The sequence below is a fragment of the Agrobacterium genomosp. 13 str. CFBP 6927 genome, assembly GCA_900012615.1.
GTDB lineage: Bacteria > Pseudomonadota > Alphaproteobacteria > Rhizobiales > Rhizobiaceae > Agrobacterium.
Genome location: LT009756.1, coordinates 1,929,666 through 1,949,774 on the forward strand (window position 1 = coordinate 1,929,666; position 20,109 = coordinate 1,949,774).

At 52.7% G+C, this 20,109-nt stretch carries 22 protein-coding genes and 2 tRNA genes; 16 read left to right on the forward strand and 8 right to left on the reverse strand.

Annotation, left to right across the window (positions count from 1 at the left end):
* The first annotated feature begins 2 nt into the window (after window positions 1-2).
* On the forward strand, window positions 3-368 hold the full coding sequence (locus AGR13A_RS09690) for a DUF3768 domain-containing protein (RefSeq protein ID WP_080835007.1): 366 nt from the start codon (window positions 3-5) through the stop codon (window positions 366-368).
* A 56-nt stretch (window positions 369-424) separates the two neighbouring features.
* Here the strand turns inward: AGR13A_RS09690 and AGR13A_RS09695 are convergent, their stop codons facing one another.
* Window positions 425-685: a helix-turn-helix domain-containing protein gene (locus AGR13A_RS09695; RefSeq protein WP_080835010.1), complete on the reverse strand. Its 261-nt coding sequence runs from the start codon at window positions 683-685 to the stop codon at window positions 425-427.
* Between the two features lie 105 nt (window positions 686-790).
* Between AGR13A_RS09695 and AGR13A_RS09700 the strand changes: the two genes are divergently transcribed.
* The 4 genes from AGR13A_RS09700 to AGR13A_RS09715 all read left to right on the forward strand — a co-directional run bounded on the left by AGR13A_RS09700 (window position 791) and on the right by AGR13A_RS09715 (window position 5,082).
* Window positions 791-1,141 (forward strand): hypothetical protein, encoded by a 351-nt coding sequence (locus tag AGR13A_RS09700; protein WP_080835013.1) that lies wholly within the window; start codon window positions 791-793, stop codon window positions 1,139-1,141.
* A 49-nt stretch (window positions 1,142-1,190) separates the two neighbouring features.
* Window positions 1,191-1,736, forward strand: coding sequence for a DUF805 domain-containing protein (locus AGR13A_RS09705; RefSeq protein ID WP_080835016.1), 546 nt, complete (start codon window positions 1,191-1,193; stop codon window positions 1,734-1,736).
* On the forward strand, window positions 1,733-3,166 hold the full coding sequence (locus tag AGR13A_RS09710; protein WP_080835019.1) for a hypothetical protein: 1,434 nt from the start codon (window positions 1,733-1,735) through the stop codon (window positions 3,164-3,166). Before AGR13A_RS09705 ends, AGR13A_RS09710 begins: the two co-directional genes overlap by 4 nt.
* 380 nt (window positions 3,167-3,546) lie before the next feature.
* Complete coding sequence (locus AGR13A_RS09715; RefSeq protein ID WP_139786045.1) at window positions 3,547-5,082, forward strand: P-loop ATPase, Sll1717 family; 1,536 nt, start codon at window positions 3,547-3,549, stop codon at window positions 5,080-5,082.
* A 742-nt stretch (window positions 5,083-5,824) separates the two neighbouring features.
* On the opposite strand, the gene AGR13A_RS24920 is transcribed toward AGR13A_RS09715, so the two are convergent.
* Window positions 5,825-6,001: a hypothetical protein gene (locus AGR13A_RS24920; RefSeq protein ID WP_167377457.1), complete on the reverse strand. Its 177-nt coding sequence runs from the start codon at window positions 5,999-6,001 to the stop codon at window positions 5,825-5,827.
* A 701-nt stretch (window positions 6,002-6,702) separates the two neighbouring features.
* Between AGR13A_RS24920 and AGR13A_RS09720 the strand changes: the two genes are divergently transcribed.
* The 5 genes from AGR13A_RS09720 to AGR13A_RS09740 all read left to right on the forward strand — a co-directional run bounded on the left by AGR13A_RS09720 (window position 6,703) and on the right by AGR13A_RS09740 (window position 12,294).
* The gene (locus AGR13A_RS09720; RefSeq protein ID WP_080835025.1) at window positions 6,703-7,254 is read left to right on the forward strand and encodes a recombinase family protein; all 552 of its coding nucleotides are present in this window, start codon (window positions 6,703-6,705) and stop codon (window positions 7,252-7,254) included.
* Window positions 7,255-7,371: 117 nt separating this feature from the next.
* The gene (locus AGR13A_RS09725; RefSeq protein WP_167377458.1) at window positions 7,372-8,205 is read left to right on the forward strand and encodes a DNA adenine methylase; all 834 of its coding nucleotides are present in this window, start codon (window positions 7,372-7,374) and stop codon (window positions 8,203-8,205) included.
* Entirely contained in the window at window positions 8,205-9,416 is a 1,212-nt protein-coding gene (locus AGR13A_RS09730) for a metallophosphoesterase family protein (protein WP_167377459.1), read from the forward strand. The genes AGR13A_RS09725 and AGR13A_RS09730 overlap by 1 nt, the downstream gene beginning before the upstream one ends.
* Window positions 9,416-11,323, forward strand: a complete 1,908-nt coding sequence (locus AGR13A_RS09735; protein WP_080835031.1) for an ORC-CDC6 family AAA ATPase — start codon at window positions 9,416-9,418, stop codon at window positions 11,321-11,323. The genes AGR13A_RS09730 and AGR13A_RS09735 overlap by 1 nt, the downstream gene beginning before the upstream one ends.
* Complete coding sequence (locus tag AGR13A_RS09740; protein ID WP_080835034.1) at window positions 11,320-12,294, forward strand: hypothetical protein; 975 nt, start codon at window positions 11,320-11,322, stop codon at window positions 12,292-12,294. Before AGR13A_RS09735 ends, AGR13A_RS09740 begins: the two co-directional genes overlap by 4 nt.
* Here AGR13A_RS09740 and AGR13A_RS09745 read toward each other — a convergent pair.
* From AGR13A_RS09745 to AGR13A_RS09755, 3 genes are all read right to left on the reverse strand, one after another.
* Window positions 12,281-13,489, reverse strand: coding sequence for a tyrosine-type recombinase/integrase (locus AGR13A_RS09745; RefSeq protein ID WP_080835037.1), 1,209 nt, complete (start codon window positions 13,487-13,489; stop codon window positions 12,281-12,283). The genes AGR13A_RS09740 and AGR13A_RS09745 overlap by 14 nt on opposite strands.
* 163 nt (window positions 13,490-13,652) lie before the next feature.
* Window positions 13,653-13,726: transfer RNA gene (locus AGR13A_RS09750), tRNA-Gly, on the reverse strand.
* 25 nt (window positions 13,727-13,751) lie between these two features.
* Window positions 13,752-13,836 (reverse strand) — tRNA-Tyr (locus tag AGR13A_RS09755).
* Window positions 13,837-14,045: 209 nt separating this feature from the next.
* On the opposite strand from AGR13A_RS09755, the gene rlmB reads away from it, so the two are divergent.
* The 5 genes from rlmB (at window position 14,046) to AGR13A_RS09780 (ending at window position 17,896) form a co-directional block, all read left to right on the forward strand.
* On the forward strand, window positions 14,046-14,933 hold the full coding sequence (gene rlmB / locus AGR13A_RS09760; protein WP_080835040.1) for a 23S rRNA (guanosine(2251)-2'-O)-methyltransferase RlmB: 888 nt from the start codon (window positions 14,046-14,048) through the stop codon (window positions 14,931-14,933).
* A gap of 76 nt (window positions 14,934-15,009) precedes the next feature.
* Window positions 15,010-15,402 (forward strand): acyl-CoA thioesterase, encoded by a 393-nt coding sequence (locus AGR13A_RS09765; RefSeq protein WP_003495115.1) that lies wholly within the window; start codon window positions 15,010-15,012, stop codon window positions 15,400-15,402.
* Window positions 15,403-15,408: 6 nt separating this feature from the next.
* The gene (locus tag AGR13A_RS09770; protein ID WP_035224010.1) at window positions 15,409-16,002 is read left to right on the forward strand and encodes a hypothetical protein; all 594 of its coding nucleotides are present in this window, start codon (window positions 15,409-15,411) and stop codon (window positions 16,000-16,002) included.
* A 69-nt stretch (window positions 16,003-16,071) separates the two neighbouring features.
* Window positions 16,072-16,485 carry a DUF2946 family protein gene (locus AGR13A_RS09775; RefSeq protein ID WP_080835043.1) on the forward strand — a complete coding sequence of 138 codons (414 nt, stop codon included), beginning with the start codon at window positions 16,072-16,074 and terminating at the stop codon, window positions 16,483-16,485.
* A 46-nt stretch (window positions 16,486-16,531) separates the two neighbouring features.
* On the forward strand, window positions 16,532-17,896 hold the full coding sequence (locus AGR13A_RS09780; RefSeq protein ID WP_080835045.1) for a PepSY-associated TM helix domain-containing protein: 1,365 nt from the start codon (window positions 16,532-16,534) through the stop codon (window positions 17,894-17,896).
* 66 nt (window positions 17,897-17,962) lie between these two features.
* Here the strand turns inward: AGR13A_RS09780 and AGR13A_RS09785 are convergent, their stop codons facing one another.
* Together AGR13A_RS09785 and AGR13A_RS09790 are read right to left on the reverse strand one after the other, a co-directional pair.
* The gene (locus tag AGR13A_RS09785; RefSeq protein WP_003495107.1) at window positions 17,963-18,439 is read right to left on the reverse strand and encodes a nuclear transport factor 2 family protein; all 477 of its coding nucleotides are present in this window, start codon (window positions 18,437-18,439) and stop codon (window positions 17,963-17,965) included.
* A 12-nt stretch (window positions 18,440-18,451) separates the two neighbouring features.
* Window positions 18,452-19,063, reverse strand: a complete 612-nt coding sequence (locus tag AGR13A_RS09790; RefSeq protein ID WP_080835048.1) for an NAD(P)-dependent oxidoreductase — start codon at window positions 19,061-19,063, stop codon at window positions 18,452-18,454.
* Between the two features lie 154 nt (window positions 19,064-19,217).
* On the opposite strand from AGR13A_RS09790, the gene AGR13A_RS09795 reads away from it, so the two are divergent.
* Entirely contained in the window at window positions 19,218-19,601 is a 384-nt protein-coding gene (locus AGR13A_RS09795; protein WP_035224000.1) for a winged helix-turn-helix transcriptional regulator, read from the forward strand.
* Window positions 19,602-19,637: 36 nt separating this feature from the next.
* Here the strand turns inward: AGR13A_RS09795 and AGR13A_RS09800 are convergent, their stop codons facing one another.
* Complete coding sequence (locus AGR13A_RS09800; RefSeq protein ID WP_080835053.1) at window positions 19,638-20,060, reverse strand: GNAT family N-acetyltransferase; 423 nt, start codon at window positions 20,058-20,060, stop codon at window positions 19,638-19,640.
* Between the last annotated feature and the right edge of the window lie 49 nt (window positions 20,061-20,109).

A 20,109-nucleotide genomic window follows, 5' to 3' on the forward strand; every position in this document is an offset into this window, starting at 1 on the left:
CTATGAGCTGCGCTCTGCAACAGAACATCAGCGAGGATGCGGCCGGACGGGCCGCATCCATCCGCGACAAAAACGATGCCTTTCGAAAAAGCCTCTCCGGCGGGCGGGTGCTGCTGACGCCGGGGATCACAAACCTCACTGACGATCATCAGCGAGCGGTCATTTCGGGGGTGAAAGCTTTCGATGATTTCTCGACGGATAACGACCCGTACGGCGAGCATGATTTTGGCGCGGTCACGGTAGAAGACGCGGTGTTCTTCTGGAAGATCGACTACTACGACCTCGACCTGCAATTCGGTTCATCCGATCCAACGGATGATGACGTGACCTGCCGGGTGCTTACTGTGATGCGGGCAGATGAGTATTGAGGCGTGTGAGCAATCTTTTCATCGGCACGCACCGTTTTCGGCTCGGATGCTGGCGATCAGCGTCCCCGCTTGCGACCCGCCTTCAACGGCTCGGGCGGTGTGGCCTCAGCAGGAATTTCGAAGAACAGCGAAATATCGATGGCGAGCGCGTCGGAAAGCCGTGCGAGCAAATCGACCGAGGCATTAAAATCGCCTCTTTCGATACCGCTGATGGTGGTTCGGTCCACCCCAGCGTCAACAGCAAGATTCTCTTGCGTAACGCGCTTAGCGGTCCTGACCTTCCTGAGATTCCAACCAATGCGTTCACGATGTTCCATGCCGGCATGGCGACCATCTTGCCGGGCATTAATCCATCGAATATATACGACATATTTCCTGTTAACGACTTACGGTTGCCTACTGGGCATCAAATTGGGGGTACTATGAAAATCGCAGTTGGAATTATCGGACTCTTTCTCGGCTTATTGGTGCTGCTGCAATCCTGCGCGGTCACGGCGGGAAGCGGTCTGCTGAACGATCAAGCAACCGGCAGCGCCGGGGCAGTCGGTATGCTGACAGGCGTGCTGCTGGTGATCGGTGGCGCGTTCTCCTTCGGCCTGCCGCTGGTGGGTGCCATCATCTTCTTCGTGTCAGCGCTGATGGCCTTTATCGCGTCTTCGCAAGGTACCTTCGGCGATATGTCGGTTTGGGGAGTGATTGCTCTCGTGCTTGCTGTCATGGGATTCTTCACGTGGCGCTCGGCCAAGCGAAAGAAAAGCCAGCCAGCGGCGTGAAAGCGTTACGGCCTAAATCACGACAACAGCCATACACTGGGGAGTATTCATGAGCGCCTACCTCGACGCCATGCGCCGCTACGCCACGTTTTCAGGCCGATCCACACGAAAGGAATTTTGGTACTACCACCTTGTGTTGCTGGGCTTAGCCATCGGCGGGCTGATCATCGACGTGGCCATTGCCGGGCCACGCGAGCCGCAGCCTGTCGTTTCCGCATTGATCATCATGAGCCATTATGTCCCGTCGCTTGCTGTCATCGTCAGGCGCCTGCACGACCTTGGGAAAAGCGGCTGGCTTGTGCTGTCCTGCCTTATCCCGCTGATCGGGATCGTTGCATTCATCGCGATCGGCAGCACCCCATCAAAGCATGCCGCGACTGACTTTCCCGAGAGCAGCGAGCAGCGCCCTGCCCCACTTTTACCCCCTTCTGGCTCAGACCAGCAGATTCAACGCATCGAAAAGCTTGCGGCGCTGCGGTCTTCAGGCGCGATCACCGAGGAAGAATTTCAAACGATGAAAGCAGGGGTCATCGGCAGCGACCAGTTTTCTGAAGAACGCCGAACCGCCGCCTACCCCGTGGAAAGACCATCATGACCAAGAATGCTAGAATACTTCTTGCCGTGCTTAGCCTCAGCGCTGCTGTTGCGGGTTCAATCTCAACACCTGCCATCTCCGGAGAACACTCCTACCACAAGGGCAACAGCTGGCAGGTCGTGTTGAAGACACCAGACCCTTTCGGTGATGAAGCATTTTGCGGTTTCCGCAGCACGGCATGGTCGGGAAAGTCGGTCGCCATCGAATACACACTCATCGGCATCGACAAAATCGTTCCTAGACTGCGCGTCACCAAGCAAAATTGGAGCCTTCCGGCCGGCCAGACAACCAATGTGAGCATCGGAACCGAATGGGCGGGTAACATTCAGTTCGTTTCGAAGGTGGTCAACGGCGATGAACTCTACGGGGAAATCCCTGAGGACTTTGCTGAAGATGGCGGTGGCTTCAAGGTTACGACCATTCTGGGCACCGCAATCTCGACAAACAAGCCAGCGCCATTAGCAGTCACCTTCCAAGGAAATGAGCCGCCATGGCTCGTGCCGGTGATGAGCTATACAGAGGCAATAGCGCTGGGGACTGGCTTCGATACTTGCATATCCACTTTAACCGGGCTTGGCCCATCATTGTTCAAGGCCCCTCAGGCTTCGTCCACGTCGCCATTTGCCCAACCGTCAGGCGAAGGTGCCGGAACAGCCGCGCAAGCGCCTGCAAACCGCAGTGTAATGCTTCAAAACCCGCCACCGAAGTCAGCCGCAGCCAACGCCGCCTCAACATCACCGTGGACCTTTGAACAACGCGAGGAGGATTGGGGCGATACGTGTTTTGTGGAAGCGAAGCAGGGCGACGTAACGGTTGGCTTCATGGGTGCACCGGGCAAGGATTTCGTGGCGTTCGTGGACAACGGAAACTTTCACCGTTCTGTCAGCGCATCTTGGAAAATCGATGATAAGGCACCTCACATGTCCAACGGCCATCTCGATAATTATTTCGGCTGGCACAGCTTCTACGAGCTTTCGCCGGAAATTCTTGATGAAGGTAAAAACGGCAGGGAACTGACGATTGCCGATCTCGACGGTAAGACGATAACCATCAGCCTCGCCAGCGCTGCAACGCCCTTCTCACAGTTTCAAATGTGCTTCAACAAAGCGGCTCCAAAGACGGAAAAGGCGAGCAACCATCCTGCGGCGACGCAAACACCTCCGAACGGGAAAGGCTGCGTTCTGGAGGTCGGTGGGATCAAAGCGATAGATGGTGCCTGTTACTGGGGGCCGTACAGCAGCGAGACTGGCAGCTTCGTAATGGAGGCAAACGGCTACTTTGCCATCATCGAGATCGACGACAACGTCGCCGACGGCTGGTGGAATGACACGCCGGGATCAATGCACGCTCACACGCGACTGGGGGAAATGAAGCGTGATGGAAAGTGCTGGAAAAGCAAAAGCGTCCGCGTTTGTACCGGTACAAAATGAGCGCACATTGAGCTTCCCTGGCGACGACTGCTTGCGGCCACGAGCGTAATATCGACTTTTGCTTTGAAGACGGTTGGAAGCCGGCTGCCGCAAATTTTCCAGGAAAAAAGTTAATAAGGAGCTATTCTTTTCGGTGGCCACCACTCGAGTGCCGCCGACTACGGGATAAATCGGGATTGAGCGACACTTCGGCCATCCAGATATTCATCCAATAGTAATCTCACTTATTTAATTACAACCGGATGCTGCTTTGCTGGCAGAATGTGAGCGTCGAACGTGAGGACTGTGGGATATCCCGCACGACAGAAAAGATGTTGCACATTGTTCAGTTGAACATGTTTTAGACGCGATATTTAATTCCGGGATTGGGGGGCTACAGCTTGAGACTAAAGGATATTAATTTTGGTGATGTAGATGCCAAAAATGAAATTTTAAAGCAGATGAGATTTGATGAGGGGCTTTTCTTCGAATCTTACTCGATTCCTCGACATGTAGACGTGATGGATTTTTTTCGCGGAGCCAAATACTTTATCTTCGGTCTGAAAGGCACGGGGAAAACGGCATTGCTTCGATATCTGCACGACCGCGCTAAGAAAAACACATGGCCTTCCGAAATTGTTCTATTCAAATCTCATATTTCTGAAGAGGACCGTCAGAATTTATCTCGCGGTGCTGGATATCAAATTATTGCCAGTGAAAGCCAGAGCCTAATTGTTCAAGATTTCAAAGAGGCTTGGAAATGGTTGATATATCAACGCATTGCTATGCTTTTGAAGAATACTGAAAACAACTCAAAAGCCGCGAAGCATCTCTACACTGTAACAGGCGTAGGCAAGGGAGCCGTTTTTTCATCAATTGCGTCTTTGTTTTCATCAATAAAGGGAGGCAACGTAAAGCTGTCAGGCGAGGTATTCGGCATAGGAGCCGAAGTTGGCCTTGATGTCCAAGCTGAAGGAAATGGTGCGCGAGCGTCCTTAGCGGACCTTAACCGCACTTGTTCTGCATTACTAAGCCAGATCGAAATTTTACAACCTGTTTACATTTTCTTTGATGAGCTTGAGCTATTTCACGAAACGCCTGATCAGTTCGATCGTGACAGACGAATTATCCGTGATCTGATATTTGCAATTTCGAGCATAAATTCAGATTCTGCGGAAAAGAGACGTCAAATATATTTATTGTCCACACTTAGATCAGAGGTTTTGCATTCCGTCCTAGAGCTCGGCCACGAGATAGGGCGGGATATCGACGATTATGGCTTAAAATTAGATTGGTCAGAAAGCAAAGATGCGATTGATAACCCATTAATGAACATGATTAGAAAAAAAATCTCTGTATCAGCAAAGTTAGATGAAGAAGATGTCTGGAAGGCCGTATTTCCTAGTAAAATAAACAATCAGATTTTTTATAAATTTATACTTAACTCTTCGTATTATAGACCAAGAGATATCGTAAGACTTCTTAGGGTAGCAAGAGATTTTCGCGACACTGATCAATCATTTACCACTGAACACTTTGATAGAACAGCGACGGAATACTCTAAGCAAACTTGGTTAGAGGTGACCGAGGAGCTTCTGGCGGTCTATTCCACCGATGATATAGCAGCCCTTCAGAAGCTATTCCTGGGTTTTCGTACGCATTTTTTCAAGCGTGACCTCGAGGATAGAATTTATTCAAGGCATAGGGATGACAGGTCAATCAATGAGTTGATCGCCAAGCACGATGTTGGAAAAATTCTCTCGGATCTTTATCGTATTGGAGTTGTGGGAAATGATTTTCTTGCAACTGACAGCAAAGGTAGGCGTCGTATCAGGCACCGTTGGATTTTCCGTGGAAATACTACGCTCAACGATTCCGAACGGATGTCGTTCCACAAGTCCCTCTGGAAGCATCTCAGCCTAGTTGGAGGGGGATAATTTTTTTGGGGGCTGCAAAGGCGACGAGCTTTTATACATCCTCTTTCAAAATACACGGGCCGCTTCGAGGCAGTCTAGTGGTTGCAGCGCAGGGGCAATAGAATCAAGGAACGCGTTTAGTCGCGCGCGTCTCCTTGACTTCAATTGGCGCCTGAATGTGGCTCTCGAGCGAGTGGCTTCCCCTGCGATTTAGGAGTGATTGCACCATCGCCACAACGCTGATCGAAACAAAAAATTTTCGCGAGGGGATTTAACACCCCGGCTCAAGCTATTTCAGAATGGGGCGTCCGTTAGTGCGCATCTAAGCCATAAACTGGCAAGGAGAACTAGCTTTCATTCCCGCTTCAAACTTCTCCCCGAACATAATCACGGACTAGGCGGATGTCCGCAGGGGTATATCTTTGCCACCATTGTTTGTTTTGGCAATTTCGCGTCCGCAAATCTCGACGTCTTTCAGCACCGGACACTCAAGCGAAAGGACGGCACCCTCTTGGGCGCCAATTGTTCATTACGCCAGCAAATGCCTCGCCATTTCCGATGCATTAGGTTGTCCGAGACGTATGGCAATTTACAATGAATATGAACGGCAGGAAGGAAGGCGCAAGGCCGTAAGCCTCGCAATTGAACGGATACGACCTAGTGCTGCAAGGGCTTCTCTTACCTATTCAAGGAACAAGGTGCGTAGCAGGGCTCCACGATTCTTCAATCGTACTGCCCGCCATAAGATTCCACTTTGCGGGGCTTATTTCGATGTCGTCTCCATTTGCGGGGCGCCCTCAAACTGGTCAATGCCCCAGACGATCGCCATTGAAAGCCCCAACGATATTGCCGCGACCACGAGGGAGACAGTGAAGCGGCCCACTGCATGAGCCTTAAATCCGCGAAACTCGATTTTTAGGGAGTTATTGTCGTCTGCCATGCGCGCACCTCTGCTTAAAAAAACAAATGGTGCTGCTGCTGCTGCGCATATTGCCAAAACTGGAGTTGGACGCAAGTCCAGCAGGATCGATTTGATTTGTTCTACTAATGTTTCAGTGGCCACTTAACCAATATAAACAACCTAAGATATTGTTTATTATGATTATTTTACAACACATGCAACCGAACGCCGATAACCCTGCATCCTTCCCCCATAGCAAGTAAGCCAGCTCGGAAACATACTTTGGCAATCACCTACGGCAAGCTATTGTTAATACTGCATATTGTTTGTCGTGCGATACACGATTCGGATCTTTTGGCCTGACTATTTGCGTCCCTCTCCATTAGGTCGACAATCTTGAGGTCGGCAGGCCTGGTTTAAACAAAGTAACTCAGTCTCAAGCTTGGCCGGCGTAGCCGCTCCGAACCTATAGTCAGGTTCTCTTCCAAAGCCAGACCTCCAGCAAGCATAAGCCTACCAACACCTTTTTGGACAATCGCTCACGCTGTCGCAATAACGGGAATCGGAACGCGAAATACCGTATGTTGAACGAGCCAAAAGCTCGCAAGATATCGGGAAACGGGTCACATCAGGGTATACCTTGACGTGAATATAAAAGGTTACGGCCCGGTGCGTAACATCTGGGTTGACAGCGGCTATTTGTGACAGGGTAGCTTCAAGCCTAAAGCTTGAGGTGACACATGGCCCGAATTGGTTACGCACGCGTTAGTACTCTTGATCAGGATCTTGAAATCCAGCGGGAGCGGCTTAGAGTCGAAGGTTGTCAAATCGTAAGGTGCGAGAAAGTATCTGGCGCAAGTCGCGAGGGGCGCACAGAATTAGCGACCGTGATCGAGTTTCTTCGCCAAGGTGACGAGTTGGTCGTCACCCGGCTTGATCGATTGGGGCGAGATACACGAGACGTGTTAAATATCGTCCACGAGTGCCAGCAGCGCGCTGCGTTCGTGACCGTCCTCGATCCGCATGTGTCAACTCGCGGGGAGATGGGACATATCATTCTCACCGTACTTGGCATGGTCGCGCAGATGGAACGACGATTCATCAAGGAGCGTCAGCGGGAGGGCATTGAAAAAGCGAAAGTTAAGGGTCTTTATCAGGGCGGGAAAAAACGCATTGATAGTAATCAAGTCCGCCTCTTGAGAGCGCGAGGCGCGTCACCCACAGAGATCGCGAGATCAATGCGCTGCTCGCGTATGCAGGTATATCGAATTTTAAAAATACAAGATCCATAAGCCCGCTAATCGTATGTTGGCAGGTGGCGGCCAGTTAAGTGAAATCTAAATGTGCATAGTGATTTATGTCGATTGCGAATTATAGCGAATTATAAGACAGTCAGTCACGACCACAGATTGAAAGCTCTCGTATTGCATTCACTATCTCCGCCCATATCACCCCTAATAAGATGGGCTGGAAGCAAACGGGCCTCTATAACTTCTATTGCTGCATTTTATCCTGGCAATCACTACGAATACGTCGAACCATTTTGTGGATCTGCTGCCCTTTTCACAGCAGTAAATCCTACGCGCTCTATACTATCCGATGCAAATCCTAGACTTATAAACTTTTACGAGCAAATAAAACAAAACCCTTCAGAACTACACGATAGATATTCAAAAATACAATTTTCTAAAGAAAACTACTACGAAGTAAGAAATTTATACAACAAATGCTCAGAAAAAATTGATCAAGGCGCTTATTTTTTGTTTCTCAATCAATATTGCTTCAATGGTCTATATAGAACCAATCTTAAAGGGGAATTCAACGTCCCATTTTCTGGTGTAAAGAACGCAAAACACATCAGCAAAGATCGGATATTACAACACAGCCTCAAACTTCAAGGGGCAACGTTACGCACAGGCGATTTTGAAGCTATCATTGATGACTATATCAGCGAGAAAACCTTCCTCTTCGTTGATCCTCCATACGCGAACCGAGATGGCACTATTTTTACAGAATACGGCTCTACGCTGTTCGGCTTGACAGACTTAGAGCGCCTGATGAAGCAACTGCGGAAACTTGATCGCAGAGGCGGCAAATTCGTTTTGACATACGACTCATCTCTCCCCGCCTTAGTCCACCTTGAAACATCATGGAGGCGGGAGCTACTTACAGTCCGCAGAAACGTCAGTGGCTTTGCCTCCGCCCGGAAAACCGTCGACGAAATCCTCGTGAGCAACACCTAATGCGTAAGCTTCTCATATTGAGCGACCTTCATGCGTACCGTGGGACACCAAGTGGATCGCCTCCATCACATCTGAAAGTAGACTCGAGTCACGCACTTGCGAGCATGTTTAGTGGCATAGTAGGAACCCTTCAAAAAGAAGGAATAACGCCAGATCTCATCATTTGCCCCGGAGATCTGGCAGATAAAGCGGACCCGGTTGCACAAAGTAACGCTTGGGCACAGATGGAGGAACTGAAAACAGTACTCGGTGCATCACAATTGATCGGCACTGCCGGAAATCATGATGTAGATTCCAGGCTTGTTTTTACGGAGTTTGACCCCAAAGGCGTGCTACAAAGTCTCCAACCTGCATTTCCTGGTGGGACCGAAATAGAAGTTGACCGTTATTGGGCAAGAAATTTTGTGATTTACGAGTTTGGCGACCTGCGTATAGTCAATCTAAATAGTGCCGCTTTTCATGGGATAGCGTCTGATGAGAGGGACACCTCTACCCACATTTCCGAATACAAACGTGGCCGGGTAAGCAAGTCAACAGTTTCCTCTATCGTGAACTCTATAAAAAATAAAAGTTTTAAACATAATGTACTGCTCACACATCATCATGTTCGTAAGAATGACATTTATGAGCGCGACGATAGCGACATGATTGGTGCTGCACATCTCCTTAGGCAACTGGAAGACAATTCGGACACCCCATGGCTCGTCATTCATGGGCATCAGCACTATCCTGAGGTTGAGTATGCCTCTGGCGGCTCGGAGGCGGCCATCGTATTTTCCGCGGGTTCGTTTGCCGCAAGGATAGAAGCAACCTTCGCCGCACGGGCGCCAAACCAATTTTACTTTATTGAAATATGCGACGACGCAACTGAAACTGGTGACTGGTCACCCTGTGGCACAATCAAAGCTTGGCACTGGGTACCTCACGAGGGCTGGAGCAGGTCACCCGCAAATTACAATATTCCTTATGGATCGGGTTTTGGCTGTAGGGAAAACAACCAAACCCTCGCGACCAAAGTCGTCACGGAGATCAACGGCTCTAGTGAGAAATTTCTCACGCTTAAGCAGGTTTTGGACAGAGTTCCACAGCTTAAGTTTGTTCTCCCGTCAGCACGACGGCGAGTGCTTGAGCGCGTCGAAAAAAGCGGCATTGTGGTCGCCCTGACGGACGACGCGGATATAGAGAAATCCACTCTGAGAAAGAGTTCATAATGAGCGCTTTATTTGACAGCAATAATGCGCGTTGGCTTAGCGCAGACCAAGTTGCGAAGACCTTTATTCTACGAAAAGATGAGTTTGATATTCTTAGCCTACCAACAAACACTTTGATGGTAGGCCCCAGAGGTAGCGGCAAAACAACTCTCCTCAAAATGCTGACAATAAGAGGTCTCAGCGCCTGGAGTGCCTCCGCCGCGAAAGAGCTTGTGGACAGAGTTGACTACCGAACCGTGTTTCTGGGGGCAGACAAGCAATTCGATCTTTTCGTTAGAAGCTTGGGCGGTGGTCGCCTCGATGCTTTTCTCGAGTCGTTGTCTAAGACCTTAGTGAGCTTACGCATCAAAGCCGCGTTAATAGATACCGTCCGTCAAGCACGTGACGCGGACGTCGCGGAGAATTCAAGAATTAGCAAGCTCCACATCGAGCTGACGTCTGATCAAGAGTATGCCATCAGCAAATTTCTATCCACCGCATGGGGTTTGGAAAAAGAGGCTCTTACTTTCTCTGAACTCCGCGCGGCCATACATCTAGCAGTGATTAAGATAAATCAGTTGATCGACAGATTTATCCAAAACAAAAGAACAATATCAGATTTCAGCACATCGCTTGAATATAAGCAATTATTACTGTCTGCGTCCGAATTTAGTAAGGATCCTATTACCTCGATATATGCATTCATCGACGCCGTTGAGGACGTGACTCGGTCGACGGCGAAGTGGTGCCTCTGCGTCGATGAAATGGAAATTTTACCAGATTTTCTTCAGACTTATTTTTTCAGCTTTTTGAGATCTACCGATCATCGCCTCATATTGAAACTTGCGACGAGCCCGTTTTCAGCAACTGTTGGCGCTGCCAGCGACACTAAAGGGCCAATGCCCGATAACGACTATCGCGTCGTAAACCTTGGTTTCCCAGACAAGCCGTCTGCAATCGAATTTTCTAAACAGATATTTTCTGCGATTACTGCTGAATTAAACGTGGCTACAGCGACCTTTGAAGATGTACTCGGCTCATCTCCACTGTCTTTCAGCGATGAACTTCAAGCGGCAGAATCTGGTTCTGAACGCTACATGTCACCAACGGGCGTGCACTATAAGCGCTTCAGCAGATTAAAGGAAATCGATCCAAAATTTGCGGAATTCTTACGCGAGCGAAACATCAATCTGGATGCCTATTCAGACCTCCCCGAAAACCGCCGTGCAATTATTCGCAAACATATTTGGCCAGCAGCGTTGCGCCTCGAGCGAGGGAGTCACCAAGAGTACGCTCGTGGAAATAGTGGCGACACCGTTTTCAGAAGAACTTCTCCCAAACGGATATCCGACCTGTATCTCGGCGCTGAGTCAATATTTACGCTTTGTGAAGGAAACCCAAGAAACGCGATTGGTATATTGAGACCTCTAATTAAGGCATACGCTGACAATGGTCAGAAGCAAGCCTCTTTCCCTGCACAAGCGGAAATCGTGTCGCAGACAATTGCCAAATACCTGTCATTACTTTCAGCAATTCCGGTCGGACGTCGCAAGAGTGCATACGGCGCACTTTCAGTCGTCAAAATCATTGACGAAATTGGAAATTACTTTGCTAGGAGGGCTTTAGGCCCGGATTATCCGACCGAGTACGCGAGCACGATCACGGTTCCGAGAGTTATAAATGACGACATAGCCGCTGCAATCGGCGCTGCAATGAACCAAGGGGCGTTTGTGATGGTCAGTGACGCTACTAAATTGTACGACTTCGGTGCGATTTACGGATCCAGACTAAGACTGTCTTACCTTTTAGCACCAAGATACCAACTTGCTCTTGTATTTGGGGGCGCTTTATCACTGAGGAATATTCTAAAAGACACAGAACTCTTGCAGCATGGTCCGGTGAAGATGGGAGATCTATTCCAGCCATGAGTTATCAATCGCGGTTTAGCCTAACATCACTATCAGAAAGCGCAGCGGCAGTTCTAAGCCGGTGCTCCATCTTTATTTACACAGTTGGCTATGAGCAGCGCTCATCGTATTTTTCTGATATTTTATGTAACGAATCCGCTTTTTGCGGAGCGTTTATTTATGAGGACAGCACAGATCTCGGGGAATTCAAAGATAACCTCCAGAAATTTAAAAATAACGGTCACACCTCTATCGGAACAAACATCGAAGCGATGAGAAAATCTCTTCTGATCGCTTTTGAGAATAGGGCACTACCTAGGACAATAGTTGTTGATATTTCCTGTATGGACAGATCTCTTTTGGCAAGTCTGTTCCTAACCATCTTCGAGATGATGAATGTCGACGATATTTTGCATGTTCTTTATACACCGAACGAATTTTCCGAACCCGACTTTACATTTCCTACACTTAATTATTTCGGCCCAGCCGTGCCGGAATTGAACGGTAGAGTTGGAGACTTTTCCCGAGAGTGCTGCCTTATCATGGGATTGGGCTACGAGTACGGGGCTTCTTTGAATGTTTTGGAACGCCTTGAGCCCGCAGTTTCATATCTTTATCTCCCAGCGGGCCATGATGATCGCTTTTTACCTTCCGTCAAACAAGCAAATTTTGATTTTGATTTTGGTATCCGGAACTTACATTTCAACGATTTTTATCTCGCGAATGCGGATGAGGCGTATCGAGATATCTCCTCGATCGTTCTCGCCTTGAAACACTCAATGGCAATTGCTTTGGTTCCATTTGGTCCGAAATTATTCAGCTTTATATGTCTGCTTGTCGCGATGGAAAACGCAGGGGACGTATCCTTTTTGCGGTACTCAGTTAACAACGACCGGCAATCAAGTACATTGAAGGCTTCTGGAACAACTTACGGCGTGACGCTTTCCGGTATTGAACGAAGCCGATGGACAAGAGCGCTTACAAATGGGTAGACGCCGTCGATTTTGAGCGTTCTGTGTCTAGCACATCAGCCCACCATTGCATTATCCGCACGCGCTCATCCCAATAGACAGCGCGGTTGTAAACCCTGCGAACCTTGGATCCGTCAAGATGCGCTAGCTGGGCTTCAATGGCATCGGACTTAAACTCGCCAGACTCGTTCAGGAGGCTACTTGCTGACGAGCGAAACCCGTGTGCGGTATGCTCAGTCTCTGTTACCCCCATGCGCCGTAGAGCTGAATTCATGGAATTTTCGGAAAGAATCTTCTTGCCGGACATCATTGACGGGAAGACATAGGGCTTATCGCCAAACAGCTCCTTCATCTCCGTGAGAACTTCTACTGCTTGTGTCGAAAGCGGCACATGATGCTCTCTGCGCATTTTGGTTTTCTGTGCGGGTATGGTCCAAACTAACTTATCAAAATCGAGCTCGGTCCATTCCATCGATCGCGTCTCACCGGGACGGGCAAAACACAAGGCTTGGATTTTCAATGCGGCAACCAAAGAAGGCCAGCCCTCGTAACCGTAAATCGCCCGCATGAGGCCACCCATCTCAGCCCTAGTCGTCAACGCAGCGTGGTTGACCGGCACATGGCGTTGGAGAGCCCCACGTAGTGCCGACGTCGGGTCATTCTCGGCCCTCGCTGTCGCGATGGCGTAGCGAAACACGCGACCGATGGCAGCGCGAGTAGCCAGTGCGCTCTCCACACGGCCGCTCTTTTCAATGCTGGTCAACACCGCAAGGACATCACGCGCCGTGATTTGGGTGACCGGATAAGGTCCAAGCTTCTCGGCGAGGTCCTTCAACATCCACTTGTTCTTCGTGATGGTGGGCTCTGCGCGCTTATCGCGTTTCAGCTTTTCGATAAATTCGTCCGCAACGACGCCGAACGTGTTTCCGGCGGTGGCTTTGGCAGCAAGATGTTCGCGTTTCTTCGCCAGTGACGGGTCCAAGCCCTCAGAGAGTTTTTTCTTGGCCTCATCACGCAGTCGTCGGGCGTCCGCCAACCCCACCATCGGGTACGTCCCAATCGTCAGCGTTTTTCGCTTCCCGAAAAAGTCATAGTCGAACCGCCAAGACTTGCCGCCAGCAACCGATATGTAGAGGTAAAGCCCCTTCTCATCAGACAGCTTGCGCGGTTTGCTGTCGGCTTTAGCGTTCTTAACCTGAATGTCTGTCAGTGCCATTTTACGGTATCGGCTTCCCGCCACGTTGATGAATACCGTGATTTTTACCGACAAAATTGCTGGATGTCACTGCATACCGTTGCACAACCTTACGCGCGCGCGAGGCAAAAACGCTGAAAAATCAGCGCTTGTTGGACGTGAATAATCTTGTTGGAAAGGTCACTGGAGCGGGTAGCGGGAATCGAACCCGCGTATTCAGCTTGGAAGGCTGCTGCTCTACCATTGAGCTATACCCGCGGTGGTGATTTCGATCCGTGCAGAATGGTGGAGGGAGTTGGATTTGAACCAACGTAGGCGTAGCCAACGGATTTACAGTCCGTCCCCTTTAACCACTCGGGCATCCCTCCAGCTTTCTGCTAGGATCGAGCGACCAAGCTCTTTCAGATTTCGCTGCGGCGAAGCGCCGTTGCGTCGTCTGTGGCGCGTATATGACGGCCTCGTTCGTTTCTGTCAACACGCCCTTTCACGAATTTTCGGGAAAAATTCAAACATCTTTACCGCCCTGTGGATTATCGCGGGGGCTGGTATACGCCTCTTCCCGGAGATATAAGGCGCCATGAGCAAAGACGATCCCAACAACAAATCCACCCGCGACACGCATTACGCCACCTTGCGCCGTGCCGTACGCGATGCCAAACGCGAGCGGGGCGAAATTCCAACCCCGCAGCAGCCGAAGCGCAGGAACCGCGGTGCGGATGACTGGAAGCCGCCGCAGCTGGCACCCGATCAGGTCCATCTTTACGGCCTGCATACCGTGCGCGCAGCGCTTGCCAATCCCGAGCGGCAGCTGATCAAGCTGTCCGTCACCCAGAACGCCCTTGCGCGCCTGGATATCGGCGAAGCGGATGCCCAGCCCTTCCCGGTCGAGATAGTTTCGCCGCAGGATATCGACAAGGTACTCGGCCCCGAAGCGATTCATCAGGGCGTGATGCTGGAAACCAAGCCGCTGCCGGTCAAGAAGCTCAACGCCTTGCAGGACAGCCCGCTCATCCTCGTGCTCGATCAGGTGACCGATCCGCATAATGTCGGCGCCATCATGCGCTCGGCAGTCGCTTTTAATGCCGGCGCCGTCATCACCACCATGCGCCACAGCCCGACCGAGTCAGGCGTGCTGGCGAAATCCGCCTCCGGCGCGCTGGAACTCATCCCCTATATCCAGGTCACCAATCTCGCCGATGCGCTGGGCGAATTGCACAAGCTCGGTTTCTTCTCCGTCGGCCTGGATTCGGAGGGCCCCGCCCCCATCGAGCAGACCTTCAGCGGCAAAAAGATCGCGCTGGTGCTGGGAGCCGAAGGCAAGGGACTGCGCCAGAAAACACGCGAAACCGTCTCCGCGCTCGCCCGTCTCGATATGCCCGGCGAGATCAAATCGCTCAACGTATCGAATGCGGCGGCCATCGCCCTTTACGCAACGCAGCAATTTCTGGGCAAAGCCTCGTCCTGAGGCTTTCCCTTCCTTGCGAAATCGCAAAGCGCAACGCATGCTGCGCCTCTGACATTCGCAAGGAGCAAATTGAGACATGACCGACCTGCCCATCAAACCGACCGGCGAGCTGACGCTCAGAACGCTCGCCATGCCGGCAGACGCCAATCCGGCCGGTGATATTTTCGGTGGCTGGGTCATGTCCCAGATGGACTTGGCGAGCGGCATCCGCGCGGCGGAGCGTTCGCGCTGTCGCGTCGTTACGGCGGCGGTCAAGGAAATGGCCTTCGAACTGCCGGTGAAGATTGGCGACACGCTCTCCATCTATACCGATATCGCCCGTGTCGGCCGCACCTCCATCACGTTGACCGTGGAAGCCTGGGCCCAGCGGTCGCGTTATGACAAGCTGGAAAAGGTCACCGCCGGCACCTTCATCATGGTGGCGATGGACGAACACGGGCAGCCGACGCCCATTCCTGCGGCAGAGTAAGGCACCATGGAGGCCGCCGTCAACGCCGCGGAAGCCTATTCGCACATCCGTGCCGTCATGGGCATGGTGGTCGGCCTCAGCCTCGCCCGCCTGCTGACCGGTCTCGCCGGTTTCGTCCAGCATCCCAAGAAGGAGCGCATCTACCCATTGCATATCGGCTGGGTGGCGTTTCTATTCCTGATGCTGGTGCATTTCTGGTGGTGGGAACATCGGCTTTCCGCTACCGGCCACGTGCTGGGCTTCGGCGCTTTCCTCTTCCTCATCCTGTTCTGCTCGCTGTTCTATTTCCTCTGCGTGCTGCTGTTTCCGACGGAGATGAAGGAATATAAGGGATATGAGGATTATTTCTTTTCGCGCAAAAGCTGGTTCTTCGCCTTTCTGGCAGCACTTTTTATTACCGATGTCGGCGACACGCTGCTGAAGGGACAGGATTACCTCTCCTCCCTCGGCGCGGAATATCTCATCCGCACAGCCATTTACGTCATTCTGTTCACGCTGGCGGTCTTCATCGACAATCGCCGCTTTCACCGGTTTCTTGTGGTTTTCGCGCTGATCTATCAGATCGCCTGGATTTTCCGCACCTACGACCTGCTGGCCTGAAGAAAGACTTCCCCACGCCCGTCATTGTGTCGCGGTGACAATTCGCCGCAAATATGACATTTCGATTCCATGGGATTCATTCGCAGGATCATGCAGGACAGGAGTTCGGCTGGCGCCATCGCCATGCTGGCGGTTTTGCTTTTCCTTTTGCAGGGTCTCGCCAATGGCCTGACCAGCGGCAATATGGCGATGGCCGCGCTTGCCGCGGATGAGATCATCTGTTCCAGCCATATGCCTGAGGGCGGCGGCAAGCAGGACCCGGCCCCAAATCCTGCGAGCAAGATTGCCGCGGACTGCTGCGGCACGCTCTGCCGTCTGGCATCGGCCACGATCGCCACTCTTCCAGTCACGCCTGTCGAACGTGCGGACAGAATCACGCCGACGGACGAAGTCGCTTTTGTGAACTTCGACGCGGCCTTGCCGCCATCACCACCCAATCGGGAATCGCGCCCGCGCGCGCCGCCTTCCGCTCCGCAAAACTAAGACCTTCCCGGCTCGCCGGAAAATCAATCTTCTTGCGGAGACATTCATGTCCGTTACGACCTCTTTCGAGGGCGAGCGCGCGCCTGCGCATTCCTCGTCCGTCAATCTTTATCGCGCCGTATGGCGCTGGCACTTCTATGCCGGCCTCTTCGTCCTGCCTTTCATGATATCGCTCGCCGTCACCGGCGCGCTCTATCTGTTTCGCGACGAAATCGACAATCTCATTCATTCGGATCTGAAGCGCATAGAGGTGGTGCAGGACGCCCCCAAAGCACTGCCTTCCGAGATCGTGGCGGCAGCCCTCGCAGCCGTTCCCGGTACGGCGGTCAAATATACGACACCTGCCGATCCGGGCGCTTCAACGGAAGTCACCGTCAATACGGCGGATGGGAAACGCGCCGTTTACGTCAACCCCTATACGGTGCAGGTAACTGGCTCCCTGCCGGATCGCGGCACCGTCATGTGGACGATCCGTTACCTGCACAGCCTGAAATATTTCGGCACCTACACCCGTTATCTCATCGAGATCGCCGCCGGCTGGTCCATCCTCCTCGTCGCTACCGGCATCTATCTCTGGTGGCCGCGCAAGCAGACGGGCGGTGTCGTCACGGTGCGCGGCACACCGAAAAAACGGGTGTTCTGGCGCGATACCCATGCCGTCACCGGTATCTTCGTCGGCTTTTTCATCGTCTTCCTCGCCGTTACCGGCATGCCCTGGTCGGGCGTGTGGGGTGCGAAGGTGAATGAATGGGCAAATGGCAGCAATTTCGGCTATCCGGCGGGGGTGCGCACCGATGTTCCCATGTCGGGCGACCATCTCGATCACGTGGCAAAAACGAGCTGGTCGCTGGAACAGGCAAAAATTCCGGAATCGACGGCCGCTGCCGAAAGTCGACCGATCGGAATAGATGAGGCAATCGCCCGTTTCGACGGACTTGGCCTTGCCCCCGGTTATGCGGTGGCGCTTCCGGGAAAACCGACAGGGGTCTATAGCAGCTCGATTTATCCGGACGATCTGGCGCAACAGCGCGTCGTCCATCTCGATCAATATAGCGGCGAACCCCTGATCGACATGAGTTATGCCGATTACGGCCCGCTCGGCAAGGCGCTGGAATGGGGCATCAATGTGCATCTGGGCCAGCAATATGGCCTCGCCAATCAGATCGTACTCGTGATGGCCTGTATCGGCATCGTCCTGCTTGCCGTATCCGCTGGCATCATGTGGTGGAAGCGTCGCCCGAAAGGTTCACTCGGCGTGCCGCCTTTGCCCCAGGAAAAACGCGTCCTGCGTGGCCTGATCGCTCTGCTCGCCATCGGCGGCATCCTGTTCCCGCTGGTGGGCGCGAGCCTGCTGGCAATGCTGGCGCTGGATATGGCCTTTCAGGCCCGCCAGAGGCGGCGCGCGCTCTGAAAAGACAAACCGGCCGGGAGCAATCCCGGCCGGTTCCATGCTTTTGGCCAGAGGGCGGAAGCCGCCTCAGAACATGGTATTGTTGTTCGCCGCCTTTTCCGGAACCTCCTGGATCACGTCCCAGTGCTCGGTGATCTTGCCGTCGGTGACCCGGAAAATATCGACGATGGCCCTGCCGCGATCACTTTCATTTTCCGTCGAATGGATGTGCAGATAGACCAGATCGCCATCCGTTGCGCTGCGAACGATCCGCGCTTTCGACTGCGGATTCTCCTTGAAGAAGCCGGTAAAATAATTGACGAACGGCGCCTTGCCGTCCGGCACCATCGGGTTGTGCTGCTTGTAGCTGTCGACGAGGACAGCGGCACCCTTGTCTACCTCATGCTTGTTGAAGACCGTATCGTAGAACTCGATCACCAGTTTGCGATTGGCTTCTTCCTGCGCGAAATCCCGCGTTGCGGTTTGCGCCAGAACGGGCGCAGCCATCAAGGCGGGCACGAGGGCGAAAGCGGCGATGGCAAGACGGCGTGTTACGAAATTCATGGGTGATACCTCTCAATAACCGATGGTGAAACGCTGGCGGGAATGCTGCGGCTTCTCGATTTCATCGACGAGCGCGATGGCATAGTCTTCGAAGGAAATACGGCTGCCTTCGTCATTGCTGAGGAGGCTATCCTTGCCGAGACGGAATTTGCCGGTTCTCTCACCCGGCACGAATTCGGCTGACGGCGACAGGAAGGTCCAGTCGAGCTGCTTTTCCTGCTTCAGAATATCCAGAAACTCCGCACCCTTGGTGGCCTCGGCCTTGTAGGCGGCCGGGAAATCCGGCAGGTCGACCACACGCTGACCCGGTACGATTTCGAGACTGCCAGCCCCGCCGACGACGAGATAGCGCTGAACGCCGGAAGCGCGCACGGCCTCGATCAGTGTTGCCGGATCGCTGGCGGTGAAATGCACCGAGCTGATCACGGCATCGTGACCCTTCAGCAGTTCCGAAAGCCCTGCCTGATCGAAAACATCGCCCTTCTTTGCCACCACATTCGGCAGGCTGGCGATCTTTTCGGGATTGCGGGCGATTGCCGTCACCTGATGTCCCCGGTCGGAAAGTTCCTTCAGAATACGGGACCCGGCATTGCCGGAAGCGCCGATGAGCGCGATTTTAGCCATGGCTTCTTTCCTCTTGTCACTATCGTTACCGGTCTAGATTATAGACCGCGAACAAGAGCTATGGTATCGCAGCCATAGCCGCAAGAAGTCAGCGGCGGCTGATCTGGTCACATGGCGATGACCTGCAAGGGTAAAAAGGGCAAGGGGCAAGGACATGGCGGATACGCAGACGAAAGAAGTTTTTGCCTTCGATCAGCCCTGCCCCATCCGCGACGTGCTGGACCGGATCGGCGATCAATGGAGCCTTTTGGTTCTGGAAGCGCTGCAGGGCGGCGTGCTGCGCTTCAACGAGCTGAACCGCAGGATCGACGATATTTCCAAGCAGATGTTGTCGCGCACCCTGAAGCGGCTGGAAGAAGACGGCTTCATCCGCCGCACGCTTTATGCCGAAGTGCCGCCGCGCGTGGAATATGAACTTACCAATCTCGGCCGTTCATTCCTGGTGCCGATGCAGTTGCTGGTGCAATGGGCCGATGAAAACCACGTCCGCATCTGCAGGGCGCGTCAGCAATATTCCGAAAACGACAATCGCAGCTGAGCGCCGGCTGGCAGGACGTCGGCTCGCAAACGATGACTAAGCGAGCCGGTAAACCTTGCAGACCAGCCCTTCCGGCTGGCGATAGGTGGTGAAACCCATCGCGTCATAATAATTCTGCCCGAGCAGATTGTCCGCGCCGATGCTGGCGTCGATATTTTTCAGGCCGCAAGCCTCCGCCGCCTCTCGCGTCGCCGCAAAAAGAGCGGATCCCACGCCTCTTCGCGCCGCATGCGGGCTGACATGGGTGCCGATAATGCCCCAGCCTTCCGCAACGTCGTAAGGGTTGTCGGCCTGCGCGTAACGCAGCGACTGAAACCCGAGAATGCGACCGTTTTCATCCTCGGCGATCGAACATTCGATGCGGTCCGTGTGCTGAATGTAATTTGCCAGCACCGTATCAATATCCGTTGGCGCTTTTCGGAGACCGGCGGCGAATATCTCGTTCTGAACCGCCGCCATTCCAGCCGCGTCATCAAGTTTTGCAGATCGTATTTTCATCGACACATAA

Bases quoted from the DNA above. Each gene is read 5' to 3' on its own strand.
- AGR13A_RS09690 (WP_080835007.1), top strand. From the start codon at position 3: ATGAGCTGCGCTCTGCAACAGAACATCAGCGAGGATGCGGCCGGACGG.
- AGR13A_RS09695 (WP_080835010.1), bottom strand. From the start codon at position 685: ATGGAACATCGTGAACGCATTGGTTGGAATCTCAGGAAGGTCAGGACC.
- AGR13A_RS09700 (WP_080835013.1), top strand. From the start codon at position 791: ATGAAAATCGCAGTTGGAATTATCGGACTCTTTCTCGGCTTATTGGTG.
- AGR13A_RS09705 (WP_080835016.1), top strand. From the start codon at position 1,191: ATGAGCGCCTACCTCGACGCCATGCGCCGCTACGCCACGTTTTCAGGC.
- AGR13A_RS09710 (WP_080835019.1), top strand. From the start codon at position 1,733: ATGACCAAGAATGCTAGAATACTTCTTGCCGTGCTTAGCCTCAGCGCT.
- AGR13A_RS24920 (WP_167377457.1), bottom strand. From the start codon at position 6,001: ATGGCAGACGACAATAACTCCCTAAAAATCGAGTTTCGCGGATTTAAG.
- AGR13A_RS09720 (WP_080835025.1), top strand. From the start codon at position 6,703: ATGGCCCGAATTGGTTACGCACGCGTTAGTACTCTTGATCAGGATCTT.
- AGR13A_RS09730 (WP_167377459.1), top strand. From the start codon at position 8,205: ATGCGTAAGCTTCTCATATTGAGCGACCTTCATGCGTACCGTGGGACA.
- AGR13A_RS09735 (WP_080835031.1), top strand. From the start codon at position 9,416: ATGAGCGCTTTATTTGACAGCAATAATGCGCGTTGGCTTAGCGCAGAC.
- AGR13A_RS09740 (WP_080835034.1), top strand. From the start codon at position 11,320: ATGAGTTATCAATCGCGGTTTAGCCTAACATCACTATCAGAAAGCGCA.
- AGR13A_RS09745 (WP_080835037.1), bottom strand. From the start codon at position 13,489: ATGGCACTGACAGACATTCAGGTTAAGAACGCTAAAGCCGACAGCAAA.
- rlmB (WP_080835040.1), top strand. From the start codon at position 14,046: ATGAGCAAAGACGATCCCAACAACAAATCCACCCGCGACACGCATTAC.
- AGR13A_RS09765 (WP_003495115.1), top strand. From the start codon at position 15,010: ATGACCGACCTGCCCATCAAACCGACCGGCGAGCTGACGCTCAGAACG.
- AGR13A_RS09770 (WP_035224010.1), top strand. From the start codon at position 15,409: ATGGAGGCCGCCGTCAACGCCGCGGAAGCCTATTCGCACATCCGTGCC.
- AGR13A_RS09775 (WP_080835043.1), top strand. From the start codon at position 16,072: ATGGGATTCATTCGCAGGATCATGCAGGACAGGAGTTCGGCTGGCGCC.
- AGR13A_RS09780 (WP_080835045.1), top strand. From the start codon at position 16,532: ATGTCCGTTACGACCTCTTTCGAGGGCGAGCGCGCGCCTGCGCATTCC.
- AGR13A_RS09785 (WP_003495107.1), bottom strand. From the start codon at position 18,439: ATGAATTTCGTAACACGCCGTCTTGCCATCGCCGCTTTCGCCCTCGTG.
- AGR13A_RS09790 (WP_080835048.1), bottom strand. From the start codon at position 19,063: ATGGCTAAAATCGCGCTCATCGGCGCTTCCGGCAATGCCGGGTCCCGT.
- AGR13A_RS09795 (WP_035224000.1), top strand. From the start codon at position 19,218: ATGGCGGATACGCAGACGAAAGAAGTTTTTGCCTTCGATCAGCCCTGC.
- AGR13A_RS09800 (WP_080835053.1), bottom strand. From the start codon at position 20,060: ATGGCGGCGGTTCAGAACGAGATATTCGCCGCCGGTCTCCGAAAAGCG.